Raw genomic sequence first — 17390 nt, 5'->3', positions numbered from 1 at the left:
TTTGTTGCAAGTAGAACCTATGGTTCTGAAAAAAACTGCGTAAAAATTTGCGCACGATAACCCATCAATTGTACACAATCACCCATGCTTCGCACTAAGAACCTGTAACACTGTATCACGCGCCAGCCGGGGCTCGTCACTGTCAAGCCAGTGAACATTTTCCCAACCGCGTAACCAGGTCATCTGTCGCTTAGCAAGCTGCCGGGTTGCGCAAATTCCCCGATAAACCATCTCGCTGTAATCGATTTCGCCCGATAAATAAGACCACATCTGACGATAGCCAACACAACGAATGGAAGGCATGTCCGTATGCAAATCACCTCGTGCAAAAAGGGCCCGAGACTCCGCTTCAAATCCTGACGCCAACATCTGCTCAAAACGCAACGCGATGCGCTGGTGCAGCAATTCACGGCTCGCGGGGGCGATGGCAAACTGTTGCACGTCGTAGGGTAACGCTTCACCGGATGTTTTTGTCAGTTCCGTTAAAGTTTTACCCGAAATAAAAAAAACTTCCAGTGCTCGCGAAAGTCTCTGCGGATCATTCGGATGAATACGACTGCCGGCAACCGGGTCGATTTCACACAGCTGGCGGTGTAAAGCTTCCCAGCCTTTTTCACGCGCCGTTTGCTCTATCCGCTGACGAACGTCGGGATCGGCCGAGGGCAACGGCGACAATCCTTCAAGTAACGCCTTGAAGTAGAGCATGGTTCCACCAACAAGCAACGGTATTCGTCCGGCTTCAACGATATCCGCCATTTCTGCTAAAGCATCCCGCCGGAACTCCGCTGCCGAATAGGCTTCAGCGGGATCGCGAATGTCGAGCAGACGATGGGGTGCCACTGCTAACTCCTCAGCCGACGGTTTCGCCGTACCAATATCCATCTGACGATAGATTAAGGCAGAGTCTACGCTGATTAGTTCCACTGGTAACCGCTTACGCAATTCAATTGCTAAAGCAGTCTTGCCAGAAGCCGTGGGTCCCATCAAAAAAATAGCCTTTGGCCGGCCAGCCTGGTTTAATTCACTCATGCTTCAACGCGTTGATCGCGCTCTCAATCTCTATGGGCTGTAATAAGCCTGAAGGCGGCGATTTCAGTAGCTGTGGGCAAAGCCGTTCAAGCTCAGCCAGCAGGTTGATCGCCTGTGAGTGATTCCAGTCGGAGGACTCTGTATCCTGACGCCGCGCCAGCCACTGGGCCAGTTGCGTCGCAGAGATCTCCTGCTGCCGGGCGAGATAGCCTAACAGCTCAGGAATCAAGATTTGTAAATTTTGTGTTCGTAACGGTAAAGGCACCGCGCGTAAGGTCACGTGGTCACCTTCGGGCTGAAGATCAATACCCATCTGATTGAGCAGGCTGCTCTTTTCTTTTGCGGCCTGCCGTTCATCCAGGGCGATTTTGAGCCGCACCGGAATCAGCAGGGGTTGCGGTTTAAGCCCATCTTCACCCGGTTCAAGCTGCGCCTGTTTCAGCCAGCGCGCCGCGACCGGCAGCGCCATCAGCATTAACTTCTGATCCTGCTCCAGCAGCGCATAGTGGTTTTGCAACACGGTCAGTACCCGACCAAAACTCTGGGCATGCGCGGCCAGCGGCGAGGGTTTTTCGGCTGGACGCGGTGCCGGTTCACGGGCTTTTGGCGGCGGCGTGGCGCTGACAGGCGTTTTCAGCAACTGCTGATAAACTGCGCCTTCACGCTGACGATACACGTTCTCTTTGTTTTGCCAGGCCGGCGCCGCTGCGGGCGGTGTTTGCCGCGTGGAGGCTGAAGATTGATTCTCGCTGGCGGGCGCTGAAGGCTGCGCAAAATGATTCCCCCCCGCCGCCTGACGGTTTTCAGGCTGCCAGCGCGGTGCGGCTTCTTCTGCCTGCAGCGCAGGCAAAATGGGTGACGCTATCGCCTGTAACGCGCTGACCACGCCCTGATAAATAAAATCATGCACCAGGCGTGACTGATGAAAACGCACTTCATGCTTGGCCGGGTGAACGTTGACATCCACCTGATGCGGATCGATCTCCAGATAGAGCACGTAAGCGGGCTGCTGGTCATCCTGGAGTTGGGTCTGGAAAGCCTGGCGAATAGCGTGATTAATCAGCTTGTCGCGCATCATCCGCCCATTGACGTAGCAATATTGTAACTCGGTGACCTGGCGCGAACCGGCGGGATCGGCGACCCAGCCGCGCAGCGAGAGATCATCATGCTGCCAGTCAATTCGCAGCGCATGCTGAATAAACGTGGTGCCGCAGATAGCCGCCAGTCGCCGTTCGCGCTGGCTCTCTTCGCTGACCGCCCGATACTGACGCATCATTTTGCCGTTGTGGCTCAGTGAAAGCGCGACATCAAAACGCGCCAGTGCAATACGACGGATCACTTCGTCGATATGACCGAACTCGGTTTTCTCTGTGCGCATAAATTTGCGGCGCGCTGGGGTGTTATAAAACAGATCCAGCACTTCGAGCGTGGTCCCACAGGGATGCGCAGCCGGTTTAACCGTTACCGTCATATCACGCCCTTCCGCATAGGCCTGCCAGGCTTCGGTTTGATCGGCGGTACGTGAGGTTAAGGTCAGGCGGGAGACAGAACTGATACTGGCGAGCGCTTCACCGCGAAAACCCAGGCTCATGATCGCTTCCAGGTCATCCAGTGAGGCGATTTTACTGGTGGCGTGTCGGGCCAGCGCCATCGACAGCTCGCTTTTCACGATGCCGCAGCCGTTGTCACGAATGCGGATAAGCTTTGCGCCACCCTTTTCAATATCAACGTCAATGCGCGTTGCACCAGCATCCAGGCTATTCTCCACCAGCTCTTTTACAACCGATGCAGGACGTTCAACCACTTCACCCGCCGCAATCTGGTTTGCCAGTTGGGGCGGTAAAATTTGTATCGGCATGGTTTTCCTTTTAGCTGGTCGCCCGGCGCAGCGGCCGGGCAAACAATCAGGATGCAGGGATTTTCAGGTTCTGCCCCAACATGACGTTGGTCGATTTCAGATTATTGGTCTGCATTATCGCTTTCGGGCTGACGCCATAATGTGCGGCAATGCCGGTCAGTGAATCCCCCACAACCACTTTATGACGCACAACGCCGCGTGGTGCGGCGCGCGTGGTGCGGCTGGCGGCCGCACTGGCCGGCACTTTCAACCGCTGTCCGACCCATACCACATCGCGCTTCAGGGTGTTCATTTCACGCAGGGTCGACATGCTGACGCCATACTTCGCGGCAATCCCGGAAAGTGTCTCACCGCGCGTTACCGTATGGCGCTGAGTTACGCCGGTATATTGCGTCACCCCGGTCGCCGGGTTGCTGGCGACGTTAACCGCTGGCGACGAGCCCAGCGGCCGGTTTTCCTCCTTTGGGATGGATTGCAGCGGGTGCGCCAGGAAATAAGTGCGCAGACCTTTATAGATCGACTGCGCAATCTTATCCTGGTGTGCGCTACTGCCAAGCAGTCGCTCCTCCGAGGAATTACTGATAAAGCCGGTTTCCACCAGCAAAGAAGGAATATCGGGTGAACGCAGCACGCCAAGACTGGCATGCTCAGGCAGACGTTTATGCAGCGACGTCACGCTACGCATCTGCTGCAACACTTTCTGGGCGATGTCATAACCGACCCGCTGCGAGTGACCGAATTGCAGGTCAAGTACCGCCTGGCTGAGGTAGGGGTCGGCCTGACTGTTGGCCAGCAGGTCACCTGCGCCGCCCAGCAGCTCAGACTGTTTCTCTTTCTGCTCCAGCCAGTTAGCCATCTCGTTATTGGCCCGGCGGTTTGATAATACCCAGACCGATGCACCGGTCGCCGCATGGCTCGGCGCGGCGTCAGCATGAATTGAAACCAGCACGTTGGCGTTGGCTTTACGCGCCACGTCGGAGCGGCCCATAACCGAGATAAAATAGTCGCCATCACGCGTCAGGACGCCTTTGAACATCGGATCGTTATTCAGCAACACCCGCAGTTTACGTGCAATTGCGATCGTGACGTTCTTCTCTTTCAGTCCGCGCTGCCCGATAGCGCCGGGATCCTGACCGCCATGTCCGGCATCAATCGCCACAATCACGGTATCATTCTGGCTGACGGCCCGGCCAGGACTCACGGTGCTGGCTGTGCTGGTCACGGACGTCACCGGATTCGAATTAAAGGGGTTAGCCGCTGCGGCACTCTGGGTGGGCACGCGTGTCGGGGCCGTTACCGGCGCAGGCACACTGCGCGTAACAGCAGGTGGCTTACCGGTAATGGTGAAGACCACGCTGTAGCTGTTGCCATTGCGCTGGGTGACCGCCCGGGTTTTACCCGCCTGCGTCAGCTCAAACACCAGCCGCACGCTCTGTTTATCTTTCGGGGTGCTGGTGCGAATTCGCTTTACGATGTTTTCGCCGCTGAAATTTAACGGCAGCCCCTGAACCACGCCGCTCTGGCGCACATCAAGCACCACACGGTCAGGATTGCGCAGCGGGAAGAAGCCATAGACAGGTTGTCCGGCAAAGTTCAGGGTGATGGTTGCCTGGCTGTCGCCATTAGCGACTTTGATATCCGACAGGGTGGCGGCAAACAGGGGTGTACAGACCAGCAGCAACAGTGTCACCAGCGCTATTTTCATCCGTGACATCATGCCTGATCCCTGCCCTGACCAAATTGTTCAAGCCATTGCTGGCCCGACGAGGATTGTGCCGTCAGTTCCGCTTCACGCGCCTCACCCACGTAACGCAGCGTTAGCGTGAGATCGGGCGGCGGCAGAAAACCGGCGCCCTGCTGCGGCCATTCAACCAGGCAGATAGCATCGCCGCTGAAATAGTCGCGGATGCCCATGAATTCAAGCTCTTCAGGATCGGCAAGACGATAGAGGTCGAAGTGATAAAGTGTGCGGTCGTCCAGCGTGTAAGGCTCAACCAGCGTGTAAGTAGGGCTTTTGACGTTGCCCTGATGGCCCAGCGCCTGCAGAAAGCCGCGGCTGAAGGTGGTTTTACCCGCCCCCAGATCGCCATAGAGATAAATCACTGCCGCGCTGCCACAGGCGCGCGCCAGCTGAGCGCCCAAACTGAGCGTAGCCGCCTCATCGGGCAAAGAGATAACACAGGTCTTCATGCTTCTTTATTCATCTCAGGATTAACAAACTGCCACAGCAGATCCAGTAAATCAGTTGCCAGCATACCGCGCGTACCACGTTCCGCAGCGACCGCATCGGCCGCGGCACCATGTGCAACGCAGCCGGCGCAGGCCGCATCAAACAGCGTCAGTTTCTGGCCCACCAGCGAGGCGATGATTCCACTCAGGAGATCGCCCATACCGCCGGAGGCCATACCGGCATTGCCCACGTCAGCAAAGGCCATTTCACCTTGCTCGCTGGCAATCAGCGTACCGGCACCTTTCAGTACCACTACACCACCATAACGCTGCGCCAATGTCTGCGCTGCATGTAAGCGGTCACTCTCAATTTCACTGGTCTCGGTATTCAGCAAACGCGCCGCTTCTCCAGGATGCGGCGTAATAATGCGATTCTGACGTTTCTCCGCACTGATTGCCAGCAGGTTAAGTGCATCCGCGTCCCAAAGCATCGGCTTTTCACTGCTCGCTACCCGCTTCAGCGCCCGCTTTCCCCAGTCGCGCTGACCCAGACCGGGCCCTATCGCAATGACATCGGCCCACTCCAGCGCCTCCGTCAGGCGCTCATCGGTCAGTTCATCGACCATAATTTCGGGCCGGGCGGTCAGGATCGGAATAATATTATCTTTGTGAGTAAGTACTCGCACCAACCCACTACCGCTGCGCAACGCCGCTTCGGCCGTCATCCGTACCGCGCCAGCGGTACCGGCATCGCCCCCCACTACCAGCAGCCGGCCGTGACTGCCCTTGTGCGAGGTTGGTTTGCGCGGCTTGAGCCAGCGGGTTAATGCGCTGGCATCATAACGCGCAATGGGAGCCACTTCGCCCGCCAGAAAAGCGGCCAGGCCGAGATCGGCATAGTAAAGCTCTCCAATGTAATCTCGCGCTTTGCCAGTGATCTGGCCCGGTTTAAGAGCAACCACACTCAGCGTATGGCTGGCATTAATTACCTCACCGGGCGCGGTGCCATTGCGGGCTGATAAGCCGGAAGGCATATCAATGGCAAGTTTCGGCGCCGCATGGGCGTTCGCCTGCTGGATCAGCGTGGCATAGGGTTCTTCGGGCGCACGATGACTGCCGGTTCCCAGCAGCGCATCCACAATCACATCGATCTGCTCTGGCCAGACCGCATCGGCCGCATGAATTTCACCGCCCGCATCCAGCCACGCGTCCCGTGCACGCTGCGCCTCTTCCGGCAACGCTTTTTCACTTTCGCACGCCAGCAGCGTAACGGTTTTGCCCGCCGCCTGTCCCAGTCGCGCCAGCACATAACCATCGCCACCGTTATTGCCGTGACCACACAGAATCAGCCAGTGGCTGGCCTCTGGCCAGTGCGCAGTCAGATGCTCGTAAGCGGCCTGTCCGGCACGCAGCATCAGCTCATACAGCGTAATGCCGAGCGCATCGGCCCCCTGTTGCTCAAGCCGGGCCACAGCCTGCGCAGGCCAGACAGAATATGGTAAACTGCGGCTGTTTTTCTTCGAATCCTGGTTACTCATGTCATACCCTCTCGATCTTCATCAATTCGCACAACAGATTAAACAGTGGGGATTGGATCTCGGCTTTCAGCAGGTCGGCATCACCGATACCGATCTCAGTGCGGAAGAGCCGCGCCTGCAGGCGTGGCTGGATAAGCAGTATCATGGCGAGATGGAGTGGATGGCGCGACACGGCATGATGCGGGTGCGTCCTCATGAACTGCTGCCCGGCACGCTGCGCGTTATCAGCGTTCGCATGAACTACCTTCCGGCCAAAGCCGCCTTTGCCAGCACGTTGAAAAATCCCCAACTGGGCTATGTCAGCCGTTATGCATTAGGTCGTGATTACCACAAAGTATTGCGCAATCGACTGAAAAAGCTCGGAGAAATGATCCAGCAGCATTGTGGCGAGCTTAATTTTCGCCCGTTTGTGGATTCGGCCCCGCTGCTTGAGCGGCCGCTGGCAGCCAAAGCGGGACTCGGCTGGACCGGCAAACATTCGCTGATACTGAATCGGGAAGCAGGCTCATGGTTTTTCCTCGGCGAACTGCTGATCGATATTCCGCTACCGATAGATACACCGCAGCAGGAGCAGTGTGGCCGCTGTGTCGCCTGCATGACCATCTGCCCTACCAGCGCGATCGTTGAGCCCTACGTCGTGGATGCCAGGCGCTGTATTTCCTATCTCACCATTGAGCTGGAAGGCGCGATCCCGGAAGAGTTTCGCCCGCTGATGGGCAACCGGATATATGGCTGTGATGACTGCCAGCTGATCTGTCCGTGGAATCGCTATGGACAACTCAGTGACGAAAGCGATTTTTCACCGCGAGCGGCGCTACACGCCCCTGAGCTGATCGATCTGTTTCAATGGGATGAAGCGAAGTTTTTACGCATCACTGAAGGCTCAGCGATTCGCCGCATTGGTCATTTACGCTGGCTGCGTAATATTGCAGTGGCGCTGGGTAACGCGCCCTGGTCGCCCGAAATCGTTCAGGTACTGGAACAACGACTCGGTGAAAGTGACCTGCTGGATGAACATATTCTGTGGGCAATCACGCAGCAGCAGCAGAAACGCGAGCAACTCGTGGTTGAAGTGCAACCTGCCCAGCAGAAGCGCCTGGTTCGTGCAGTAGAGAAGGGTTTACCGCGTGATGCGTGATTGAACAGCTTGATCGCGAATTATCGTTTTCCACATGCTGTGAATAAAAATAAAAAGCTGTTGTCATTCAACTGCAACAACGCTGATTTTGCTGTTAAATAACAAATTGAAATATTTTCATAATGATAAATATCAATAACTTATATAAAAGTTGTGTTTATTTAATAATGAGGCTATCGCTTCGGTTAACCTGCAAGGTTGTGGATAACTCTGTTCAAAAGCCATTTACAGATCGCCGTAACAGGCGCAGATGATGGGGTGCAGTGCTGTGGATAACCTTCATGAAACAATCAAAATCACGCGACGTAAAACAGTCGGCTAACGGACTGAAATGAGGGTGATGTTAAATCTGGAGCGGGAAACGAGACTCGAACTCGCGACCCCGACCTTGGCAAGGTCGTGCTCTACCAACTGAGCTATTCCCGCATAGAAGGGCACTGCTAAATAAAACTGGAGCGGGAAACGAGACTCGAACTCGCGACCCCGACCTTGGCAAGGTCGTGCTCTACCAACTGAGCTATTCCCGCAAAGAGGGTACTGCTTACATTTTAAAACTGGAGCGGGAAACGAGACTCGAACTCGCGACCCCGACCTTGGCAAGGTCGTGCTCTACCAACTGAGCTATTCCCGCGCCTTGTACCGTTAATAAATTCTTCACCGGTACGGGGTGCGCATTATACGAGAAATCGTTGCTGCTGCAAGCGTCTGAAAGCAAAAATTTTCGCTTTCAGCGCGTTTGCTGATTAAATCAGCAACCTGGTGATTTCATGCGCACCCGTCGCCGATTAAAGCTGCAAAAAGTGTTCGCGGTAGTACGCCAGCTCCGCCACGGACTCACGGATATCATCCAGAGCCTGGTGTGTCCCCCCTTTTTTGAAGCCAGGAAGGATATCGGGTTTCCAGCGACGAGCCAGCTCTTTCAGGGTACTGACATCCAGATAACGATAGTGGAAATACGCTTCCAGCTCAGGCATGTACTTAAACAGGAAACGACGATCCTGCCCGATGCTGTTGCCGCAGATAGGCGAGGTGTTCGCCGGAACCCACTGTTTCAGGAACTCAATGGTCGCCAGCTCTGCTGCACGATCGTCAATCTGACTCTCCTTCACCCGCGCAACCAGACCGCTGTTGGTATGAGTGCGGACATTCCACTCATCCATCAGCGCCAGTTGCGCATCAGACTGATGAACGGCCATGACCGGCCCTTCCGCCAGAATGTTCAGGTTGGCATCAGTCACCAGGGTCGCAATTTCAATAATGCGATCGTGCGTCGGATCAAGTCCGGTCATCTCAAGATCAATCCAGATCAGATTCTGTTCATTTCCAGTAGCCATGCTGTTTCCTGCGGTTGCTGTAGTCGTCATTTACGATGAATAAGGTGTATCATAGACGTTTTGCCCAGCCGGGCGAAATCTGGCTAACGCTGTGAGGGTGAGTGAGTAAAAATAAACTGTCGAAGGGCCAACAACGCCGCGTAAGCGCTAACCACGATCGCCGTCTCAACCAACGCAGAGAGCGTCCGGAAGCGGATGACAACCTGTTTGGTGAAGCTGCAGATGGGGTCGTTGTCAGCCGTTTTGGCATGCACGCTGATGTTGAGGATAGCGCAGGCGTCGCCCACCGCTGCAATATCCGCCGAACCATTCGTTCGCTGGTTACCGGCGACCGGGTGCTGTGGCGTCCGGCAACCAGCGGCAACAAAGGTATTGTTGAAGCGGTGCATGAGCGCACCAGCGTATTAACCCGCCCCGATTTTTACGACGGCGTGAAGCCGATGGCGGCGAATATCGACCAGATCATCGTCGTCTCCGCAATCCTGCCTGAACTGTCGTTAAACATCATCGACCGCTATCTGGTTGCCAGCGAAACGCTGGATATTGAACCGTTGCTGGTACTGAACAAAACCGATCTGCTGGATGACAAGGCGCGCGCCTTTGTCGATAAGCAGATGGATATCTATCGCAATATTGGCTATCGCGTGGTGATGGTCTCCAGCCGGGCGAAAAACGGCATGGACGACCTGAAAGCGGCGCTGACTGACCGCATCAGTATCTTTGCCGGTCAGTCTGGCGTCGGCAAATCGAGTCTGCTGAATGCCCTGCTCGGCTTCGACAAAGAAGAGCAGGTCGCTATTCTGACTAACGAGGTTTCGGATGGCTCAGGCTTAGGCCAGCACACCACCACCGCATCGCGCCTTTATCACTTCCCGGACGGCGGCGATGTGATCGATTCACCTGGCGTGCGTGAGTTCGGTTTATGGCATCTTGAGCCGGAACAAATTACCCGCGGATTTGTCGAATTCCGCACATTCCTTGGCGATTGCAAATTCCGCGATTGTAAACACGGCAGCGATCCCGGCTGTGCCATTCGCGAAGCGGTCGAACAGGGCAAAATCAACAGGTCCCGTTTTGATAACTACCACCGTATCCTGGAGAGCATGGCGCAGGTAAAAACGCGTAAAAATTTCCCTGATGGTGAAAGTTAATCGGTATAACCGCGTCTGAACGGATAAGCCGGGGCATTTTGCGAGGTGCATTCCAGTCGCGCGTCCAGACCGTGCAGCGTGCCGGAATTCGGGTATAGTCGCCATCTGAACGGGGCGCTGCTACAATCCGCCCCCTTTTTTACAACGTCATAAAATAGCCAGGAGGCTAAGGTGTTTGATCGTTTAAAACTCGGCTTGAATCATATTCTCCCGAAGAAATGGCTGACTGAACTTGCCGGTTGGGGCGCCAGTCGCCGCGGTGGTTGGTTGACCAAACTGGTCATTGACATCTTTGTCTGGTTTTACAAAGTCGACATGGCGGAAGCGCGTAAGCCCGATACCGCCAGCTATCGCACCTTTAATGACTTTTTCGTTCGTCCGCTGAAAGATGATGCGCGTCCGGTGGATGCCGATGCCAATCTCATCGCCCTGCCCGCGGATGGCGCTATCAGCCAGCTCGGCCACATTGATGGCGATCAGATTTTCCAGGCTAAAGGTCATCACTACACCATTGACGCCCTGCTGGCGGGTGATGAGCGGATGGCGGCACAATTTGTTGATGGCGAGTTCGTCACCACCTATCTGGCGCCCCGTGATTATCACCGCGTCCATATGCCGTGCAACGGCATCCTGCGTGAGATGATTTATGTGCCTGGCGACCTCTACTCCGTCAACCCGCTGACCGCGCGTAATATTCCCAACCTGTTCGCCCGTAACGAGCGCGTCATCTGCTACTTCGAAACCGATATCGGGCCGATGGTGCAGATCCTGGTGGGTGCCACTATTGTCGGCAGCATCGAAACCGTCTGGGCTGGCACCATCACGCCACCGCGTGAAGGCGTGATCAAGCGCTGGCACTATCCGGCAGCGGATGATGAAAGCGCCGTGGTGCTGTTGAAAGGCCAGGAAATGGGCCGCTTCAAGCTTGGCTCTACCGTCATCAATCTGTTCGCACCTGGCCGCGTCAAACTGGCTGAAAGCCTGGAAGCAGAAAGCAAAACCCGTCTGGGTCAACCGCTGGCGATTGCGCTGCCGGTCGCGACAGACATTTCCGACGTCATCGTCGATTAAATTGAGTGTCCTCTGTGCGTTCGATTCTCCTCCTGCTGCTGAGCCTGTGGCTCAGCAGCCCGGCCTTCGCGGCCAGCCTTCCTGATGCCAGCCAGCTCAAACAGCAGCTGGAAGAGATAAAATCGGCCAAAAGTTCACCCTCGCAGGCTGAACAGATCCAGACGATTGAAGCCGCCTTAAACTTTCTCTCTGAACGCGATGAATCGCTGGAACGCGCGGCGCAATATCAGCAGGTTATTGATGATTTTCCGCGTCTGGCGCGCGAACTGCGTCAGCAGATCGCCGCGCTGAGTGACAGCGGGAAAACCGTGCGCAACAACATGAGCAGCGCCGAGCTGGATCAGGAGATCCTGCAGGTCAGCAGCCAGCTGCTGGAAGAGGGGCGTCAGGCACGGCAGGAGCAGGATCGGGCGCGGGAAATCAGTGATTCGCTGTCGCAACTGCCGCAGCAGCAGACGGAAGCACGCCGGGCGATGACGGAGAGTGAACGCCGTTTGCAGAGCGTCAGCAGCAGTTCGCCACAGGGGCAGCTGCAACTGGCGGCTCGCCAGGCGGAAAGCGCCGCGAATAAAGCGCTGGTCGATGAACTTGAGCTGGCACAGCTCTCTGCCAACAACCGTCAGGAACTGGCGCGGATGCGGGCTGAAGCCCACCAGCGCAAAGCGACTCAGCTCGATAACTATCTTCAGGCGCTGCGCAACCAGCTCAACGATCAGCGGCAACGTGAAGCCGAAGTCGCGCTGGCCCGCACCGAGCAACTGGCAGAAAACAGTGGCGATCTTCCGCCAGAGATCAGCGATCAGTTTCGGGTTAACCGCGAACTCTCGGTTGCCCTGAATCAGCAGGCGCAGCGCATGGATCTGGTGGCGTCGCAACAGCGACTGGCCACCAACCAGATTATTCAGGTCCGTCAGGCGCTCTCTACCCTGCGTGAACAGTCGCAGTGGCTGGGTGCCTCTAATCTGTTGGGCGAAGCGCTACGCGCGCAGGTCGCGCGTCTGCCGGAGATGCCCAAGTCGCAGCAGATTGATAATGAGATGGCACAGCTTCGCGTGCAGCGTCTCAATTATGAAGATCTGCTGGAGCGCCAGGAGGCGCTGCGCAAGGGACGGCAGGCCGATGGTCAGCCCTTCACCGCAGACCAGAAGCGTATTCTTGATGCGCAGCTACGCACTCAGAGGGAACTGCTCAATTCGCTGATTTCCGGCTGTGACACGCTGATTCTGGAGATCACCAAGCTCAAGGTTGGCAACACGCAGTTGCAGGATGCGCTGACGGAAGTCAAAGAGGCGACGCACCGCTATCTGTTCTGGACCGCCGACGTTAACCCGATTGGTTTGAGTTATCCGCTGGATCTGGCCAAAGATCTTTCCCGTCTGCTGTCGCTGGATACGCTGGGTCAGCTCGGCAAAGCGATGGCGATGATGTTTAACAGCCGCAACTCGGTGCTGCCGATTATTGGTGCGTTGCTGCTGGTCGGCTTCAGCATCAGTTCGCGCCGCCACTTCAATGCTTTCCTTGACCGTTCCGCCAGCAAAGTCGGCAAGGTCACGCAGGATCGTTTCCGCCTGACTATCCGTACCCTGTTCTGGTCGATCCTGGTGGCGCTGCCGCTGCCGGTGTTATGGGGTGCGTTGGGTTATGGCCTGCAGAACGCCTGGCCCTACCCTATCGCCGTAGCGATTGGTGATGGCATTACCGCCACGCTGCCGCTGCTGTGGGCGTTTATGATCAGCGCTGCCTTTGCCCGTCCTAACGGCCTGTTCATTGTGCATTTCCGCTGGCCGCAAAACCGGGTGGCGCGCGCCATGCGCTACTACTCGCTGAGCATCGGATTAATTGTGCCGCTGATTATGTTGCTGATCGCCTTTGGTAATCTGGAAGATCGGCAGTTCTCCTCGTCGCTGGGTCGTCTCTGTTTCATCCTGATCTGCGGGGCAATCAGCATTGTGACCGTCAGCCTGAAGCGTTCCGGGATTCCGCTCTATCTCGATAAAGAGGGAAATGGCGAGAACATGGTGAACCGGATGTTGTGGAACCTGATGATCGCTATGCCGCTGATGGCTGCCCTCGCCTCCGCTGTGGGTTATCTGGCTACCGCGCAGGCGCTACTGGCGCGACTGGAGACCTCTGTCGCCATCTGGTTCCTGCTGCTGGTTATCTATCACATTATCCGGCGCTGGATGCTGATTCAGCGTCGCCGTCTTGGCTTTGATCGCGCCCGTCAGCGTCGTGCCGATATGCTGGCTAACCGTGCGCGCAGTGAAGAAGAGAAGGAGCAAGGCTCTCTGAACACTGATGCGATTGAAATTGAAGAGCCGGTAATTGACCTGGATGCGATCAGTGCGCAGTCGCTGCGGCTGGTACGCTCTATCCTGATGCTTATCGCCCTGGTCTCCGTGATTGTGCTGTGGTCAGAAATCCATTCGGCCTTTGGCTTCCTGGAGAATATTCAGCTGTGGGACGTCAGTACCTCAGTACAGGGCGTAGAGTCGATCCAGCCCATTACCCTGGGGTCGGTGCTGATCGCCATTCTGGTGTTTATTATCACCACCCAGCTGGTGCGCAATATGCCCGCGCTGCTTGAGCTGGCGCTGTTGCAGCATCTTAATCTGACGCCAGGTACGGGTTACGCCATCACAACACTGACCAAATATCTGCTGCTGTTGATTGGCGCGCTGATTGGTTTCTCAATGATTGGTATTGAGTGGTCGAAGCTGCAGTGGCTGGTTGCCGCGCTGGGTGTGGGACTGGGGTTTGGTTTACAGGAGATTTTTGCCAACTTTATCTCAGGTCTGATTATCCTGTTCGAAAAGCCGATTCGTATCGGCGATACCGTGACGATCCGCGACCTGACCGGCAGTATCACGCGAATTAATACCCGCGCGACCACCATTACCGACTGGGACCGCAAAGAGATCATCGTGCCGAACAAGGCCTTTATCACCGAGCAGTTTATTAACTGGTCGCTGTCCGATTCCGTGACGCGCGTGGTGCTCACCATTCCGGCTCCGGCGAAAGTCAGCAGTGAACAGGTGACCACCATTCTGATCCAGGCGGCTGAGCGCTGCAGCTATGTCCTGGACACGCCGCAACCGGAAGCCTTCCTGGTCGATCTGCAGCAGGGGATTCAGTTATTTGAACTTCGTGTGCATGCTGCTGAGATGGGACACCGTATGCCGCTGCGTCACGAACTGCATCAGTTGATTCTGAGCGGATTTGATCAGCACGGTATTGAGATGCCGTTCCCGCCGTTCCAGATGCGTATGGAAACCCTGGGCAAGAAGCTGCCTGCCAGCAACGGTACACCCGCTGCCCGCGCCTATAAGTCTGGCGGACTGTAATGCAAAACGCCCGGCTGAGCCGGGCGTTATTGCAAGTCTGAGCCGTCAGTTACTGTTTAACGAACTCTTCGCCCTGGGCGATATCTTTCTTCAGCGTATCCAGCATGCCTGACAGCGCCTGCTGTTCGTAAGCGCTGAGGGTACCAATCGGCCTGCGTTCAGCCACACCGTTTTTACCCAGCAGCAGCGGCTGGGAGAAGAAGCGCGCATGTTCACCCTCGCCTTCTACGTAAGCACACTCCACCACATTAGCTTCACCCTTCAGCGCGCGTACCAGTGACAAACCGAAACGTGCGGCTGCCTGGCCCATCGACAGCGTGGCCGAGCCGCCACCCGCTTTGGCTTCCACCACTTCGGTGCCGGCGTTCTGGATGCGTTTGGTCAGATCGGCCACTTCCTGATCGCTGAAGCTGACGCCTTTAACCTGCGACAGCAGCGGCAGAATGGTTACGCCAGAGTGGCCACCAATGACCGGGACTTCCACCTGGTCAGGCTGCTTGCCTTTCAATGCAGCCACAAAAGTATTAGCGCGAATGATATCCAGCGTGGTCACGCCGAACAGCCGATTTTTGTCGTAAACACCGTGCTTTTTCAGCACTTCTGCCGCAATGGCCACGGTGGTATTGACCGGATTGGTGATGACACCAATCAACGCTTTAGGTGCCGTTGTGGCAACCTGTTCGATCAGATTACGGACGATACCTGCGTTAACGTTAAACAGGTCGGCGCGATCCATACCGGGCTTACGTGCGACACCAGCGGAAATCAGTACCACATCGGCACCCTGTAAGGCAGGCGTGGCGTCTTCTCCACTGAATCCCTGAATAGCCACTGCAGTAGGAATATGGCTGAGATCAACGGCAACACCCGGCGTAACCGGCGCGATGTCATACAGCGAGAGTTCTGAACCTGCGGGAAGCTGGGTTTTGAGCAGAAGTGCGAGCGCCTGGCCTATGCCGCCAGCGGCACCGAGAACGGCAACTTTCATTCTTAACTCCTTATTAAGGTGGGGCAGAGATGGGCCGAAATTCTATCTGTGTCAGACCTTAATCAACTGCTCAGGCGATGATAAATATCCGTTGTTAATTCTACGTGTTTTCACACTTAATCTCCGGATTCAAAAGTTACTTATCATTGCACCTGAATGACCGACAACTTTGCCGTCGTCAGACAGAGAACGGCTACGTGCGTTTTCTGTTACTACACCACCAATAATATAACAACTTTGCAACCTTCGCCTTCCGGGGCTGTGACGCGTGTTTTGGTCTGAGCGGATTTATTTGCTATTATCGCCGCCCGCTAGCCGCCCGGACACTGCTCATCAATCGAACGATTGCATAAAAATGCATATAAATGCATAATCACCACTCTGCCGCGGGCGGATGCGCGGTTATTCTCTCTATTTATTGGTAACCTATGCGAAACCCATCGAAACAAGACGATCTGGTTAAGGCTTTCAAAGCCTTATTAAAAGAAGAAAAATTCAGTTCCCAGGGCGAAATTGTTCAGGCGCTTCAGGACGAGGGCTTTGAAAATATCAATCAGTCCAAAGTCTCTCGGATGCTGACCAAGTTTGGCGCAGTGCGCACCCGGAATGCCAGGATGGAGATGGTCTATTGCCTGCCCGCTGAGCTGGGTGTGCCGACCACCACCAGCCCGTTAAAAAACCTGGTACTGGATATCGACTACAACGATGCACTGGTGGTGATTCATACCAGTCCCGGCGCAGCACAGCTGATTGCACGTATGCTGGATTCACTGGGTAAGTCGCACGGGATTCTGGGTACCATCGCGGGCGATGACACAATCTTTATTACCCGCGCGCGTGACTTCACCGTTAAGCAGCTGCACGGTGCCATCCTCACCCTGTTTGAACAGGAACTCTGATCGCGGACTGACGACCGGCCATCATGCGCCAGATCGTCAGTTCGTCAGTTCGTCAGTTCGTCAGTTCGTCAGTTCGTCAGTTCGTCAGTTCGTCAGTTCGTTCTCTCTGCTCACCCCTTTCCACAATAGTCACCCGCTCTGGATAAGTAATAAGCCTGCTTTTACACGCCCGGCTGTTGGTCAGATCGATAACTCTGCTTCACTTTCTGCGCTATTTTACACTGCTTTACATCACTGAACCGGCACCATTGCCCGGATCCAGATCAAACTCCAGCCCGATACACCCCCAACTTTCGCACTAAAAGTTAAAGTGATCTATCTCACTGTTTTTGCAATTAAAAGTGGCTTAAAGGTTACTTTTTATCCTTTTTTTATAACGTTAAGTTATTAAAAGTAGCCATAAGGATAAAGAATCACAAAAAAACATTATTAGCGGGGTATTAATTTCTGACGTTATTAGTTCTATACTTCTTTTCGTGATGCAAATCACACTAAATAAAAAGATAAAAATAGACGACGAGGAAAAATCTATGAACGTAAAAACTACTATTGCTACCCTGAGCATTCTCTCCGCCCTCTCATTTGGTGCTGTGGCAGCAGAATCTATTGATGCGTCACAGGCACAGAATCTGCAGCCTGTCGGCACCATCAGTGTCAGCGGCGTGGCGGGTTCGCCGATGGATATCAAACAGAAACTCAGCGAGAAAGCCGATCAGCAGGGCGCAAAAGCCTATCGCGTGATTGAGGCATACAACAACGGCAACTATCACGCTACCGCCGCACTGTATAACTAAGGCGTAACCGATAATGCCATCTGCTCTCTGTCTGACGCGCCCTTTTGCGCTCCGGAGAGCTGAAGCAGAAATTTCAG

Annotated in this window: 13 protein-coding genes and 3 tRNA genes; 6 read left to right on the top strand and 10 right to left on the bottom strand. The window is 55.3% G+C overall.

Annotated features, from left to right (window positions below):
- Positions 1-78: 78 nt before the first annotated feature.
- The 5 genes from miaA to nnr are packed head-to-tail and all read right to left on the bottom strand — an operon-like array spanning position 79 to position 6594.
- Complete coding sequence (gene miaA / locus AFL22_RS14595; protein WP_010256112.1) at positions 79-1029, bottom strand: tRNA (adenosine(37)-N6)-dimethylallyltransferase MiaA; 951 nt, start codon at positions 1027-1029, stop codon at positions 79-81.
- A complete protein-coding gene (mutL, locus tag AFL22_RS14590) occupies positions 1022-2887 on the bottom strand; it encodes a DNA mismatch repair endonuclease MutL (protein ID WP_052271673.1) in 1866 nt (621 codons plus the stop codon). Before mutL ends, miaA begins: the two co-directional genes overlap by 8 nt.
- A 46-nt stretch (positions 2888-2933) precedes the next feature.
- Entirely contained in the window at positions 2934-4604 is a 1671-nt protein-coding gene (gene amiB, locus AFL22_RS14585; protein WP_052271672.1) for an N-acetylmuramoyl-L-alanine amidase AmiB, read from the bottom strand.
- Positions 4601-5077: a tRNA (adenosine(37)-N6)-threonylcarbamoyltransferase complex ATPase subunit type 1 TsaE gene (tsaE, locus tag AFL22_RS14580; protein ID WP_010256103.1), complete on the bottom strand. Its 477-nt coding sequence runs from the start codon at positions 5075-5077 to the stop codon at positions 4601-4603. The genes amiB and tsaE overlap by 4 nt, the downstream gene beginning before the upstream one ends.
- Entirely contained in the window at positions 5074-6594 is a 1521-nt protein-coding gene (gene nnr, locus AFL22_RS14575) for a bifunctional ADP-dependent NAD(P)H-hydrate dehydratase/NAD(P)H-hydrate epimerase (RefSeq protein ID WP_072123929.1), read from the bottom strand. The genes tsaE and nnr overlap by 4 nt, the downstream gene beginning before the upstream one ends.
- Between nnr and queG the strand changes: the two genes are divergently transcribed.
- Positions 6593-7732: a tRNA epoxyqueuosine(34) reductase QueG gene (queG, locus tag AFL22_RS14570; RefSeq protein ID WP_052271671.1), complete on the top strand. Its 1140-nt coding sequence runs from the start codon at positions 6593-6595 to the stop codon at positions 7730-7732. The two genes, nnr and queG, sit on opposite strands and share 2 nt — an antisense overlap.
- A 350-nt stretch (positions 7733-8082) precedes the next feature.
- Here queG and AFL22_RS14565 read toward each other — a convergent pair.
- The 4 genes from AFL22_RS14565 to orn form a co-directional block, all read right to left on the bottom strand.
- A tRNA-Gly gene (locus AFL22_RS14565) sits at positions 8083-8158 on the bottom strand.
- A gap of 25 nt (positions 8159-8183) precedes the next feature.
- Positions 8184-8259, bottom strand: a tRNA-Gly gene (locus AFL22_RS14560).
- Positions 8260-8287: 28 nt separating this feature from the next.
- A tRNA-Gly gene (locus tag AFL22_RS14555) sits at positions 8288-8363 on the bottom strand.
- 154 nt (positions 8364-8517) lie between these two features.
- Positions 8518-9066: an oligoribonuclease gene (gene orn, locus AFL22_RS14550; protein ID WP_010256094.1), complete on the bottom strand. Its 549-nt coding sequence runs from the start codon at positions 9064-9066 to the stop codon at positions 8518-8520.
- A gap of 101 nt (positions 9067-9167) precedes the next feature.
- Between orn and rsgA the strand changes: the two genes are divergently transcribed.
- From rsgA to mscM, 3 genes are all read left to right on the top strand, one after another.
- Positions 9168-10217: a small ribosomal subunit biogenesis GTPase RsgA gene (gene rsgA / locus AFL22_RS14545; protein WP_052271670.1), complete on the top strand. Its 1050-nt coding sequence runs from the start codon at positions 9168-9170 to the stop codon at positions 10215-10217.
- A gap of 171 nt (positions 10218-10388) precedes the next feature.
- Positions 10389-11288: an archaetidylserine decarboxylase gene (gene asd, locus AFL22_RS14540; protein ID WP_010256089.1), complete on the top strand. Its 900-nt coding sequence runs from the start codon at positions 10389-10391 to the stop codon at positions 11286-11288.
- A gap of 14 nt (positions 11289-11302) precedes the next feature.
- Positions 11303-14632 (top strand): miniconductance mechanosensitive channel MscM, encoded by a 3330-nt coding sequence (gene mscM, locus AFL22_RS14535; protein ID WP_052271669.1) that lies wholly within the window; start codon positions 11303-11305, stop codon positions 14630-14632.
- A 49-nt stretch (positions 14633-14681) separates the two neighbouring features.
- Here mscM and mdh read toward each other — a convergent pair whose 3' ends face one another.
- The gene (mdh, locus tag AFL22_RS14530) at positions 14682-15620 is read right to left on the bottom strand and encodes a malate dehydrogenase (protein ID WP_010699812.1); all 939 of its coding nucleotides are present in this window, start codon (positions 15618-15620) and stop codon (positions 14682-14684) included.
- Positions 15621-16048: 428 nt separating this feature from the next.
- Here mdh and argR point away from each other — a divergent pair, with 428 nt between their 5' ends.
- A complete protein-coding gene (argR, locus tag AFL22_RS14525) occupies positions 16049-16519 on the top strand; it encodes a transcriptional regulator ArgR (RefSeq protein ID WP_010256080.1) in 471 nt (156 codons plus the stop codon).
- A 530-nt stretch (positions 16520-17049) separates the two neighbouring features.
- Positions 17050-17313: a peroxide/acid stress response protein YhcN gene (gene yhcN, locus AFL22_RS14520; protein WP_052271668.1), complete on the top strand. Its 264-nt coding sequence runs from the start codon at positions 17050-17052 to the stop codon at positions 17311-17313.
- The last annotated feature ends 77 nt before the right edge of the window (positions 17314-17390 follow it).

The sequence above is a fragment of the Pantoea sp. CFSAN033090 genome (genome assembly GCF_001264395.1).
Taxonomy (GTDB): domain Bacteria; phylum Pseudomonadota; class Gammaproteobacteria; order Enterobacterales; family Enterobacteriaceae; genus Pantoea; species Pantoea agglomerans.
This window is presented reverse-complemented; position numbering and strand designations above follow the sequence as displayed.

What these genes read in the sequence shown, in the direction of transcription:
- yhcN (WP_052271668.1), top strand. Translation starts at nt 17,050, where the DNA reads ATGAACGTAAAAACTACTATTGCTACCCTGAGCATTCTCTCCGCCCTC.
- miaA (WP_010256112.1), bottom strand. Translation starts at nt 1,029, where the DNA reads ATGAGTGAATTAAACCAGGCTGGCCGGCCAAAGGCTATTTTTTTGATG.
- amiB (WP_052271672.1), bottom strand. Translation starts at nt 4,604, where the DNA reads ATGATGTCACGGATGAAAATAGCGCTGGTGACACTGTTGCTGCTGGTC.
- orn (WP_010256094.1), bottom strand. Translation starts at nt 9,066, where the DNA reads ATGGCTACTGGAAATGAACAGAATCTGATCTGGATTGATCTTGAGATG.
- queG (WP_052271671.1), top strand. Translation starts at nt 6,593, where the DNA reads ATGTCATACCCTCTCGATCTTCATCAATTCGCACAACAGATTAAACAG.
- mdh (WP_010699812.1), bottom strand. Translation starts at nt 15,620, where the DNA reads ATGAAAGTTGCCGTTCTCGGTGCCGCTGGCGGCATAGGCCAGGCGCTC.
- nnr (WP_072123929.1), bottom strand. Translation starts at nt 6,594, where the DNA reads ATGAGTAACCAGGATTCGAAGAAAAACAGCCGCAGTTTACCATATTCT.
- tsaE (WP_010256103.1), bottom strand. Translation starts at nt 5,077, where the DNA reads ATGAAGACCTGTGTTATCTCTTTGCCCGATGAGGCGGCTACGCTCAGT.
- mutL (WP_052271673.1), bottom strand. Translation starts at nt 2,887, where the DNA reads ATGCCGATACAAATTTTACCGCCCCAACTGGCAAACCAGATTGCGGCG.
- argR (WP_010256080.1), top strand. Translation starts at nt 16,049, where the DNA reads ATGCGAAACCCATCGAAACAAGACGATCTGGTTAAGGCTTTCAAAGCC.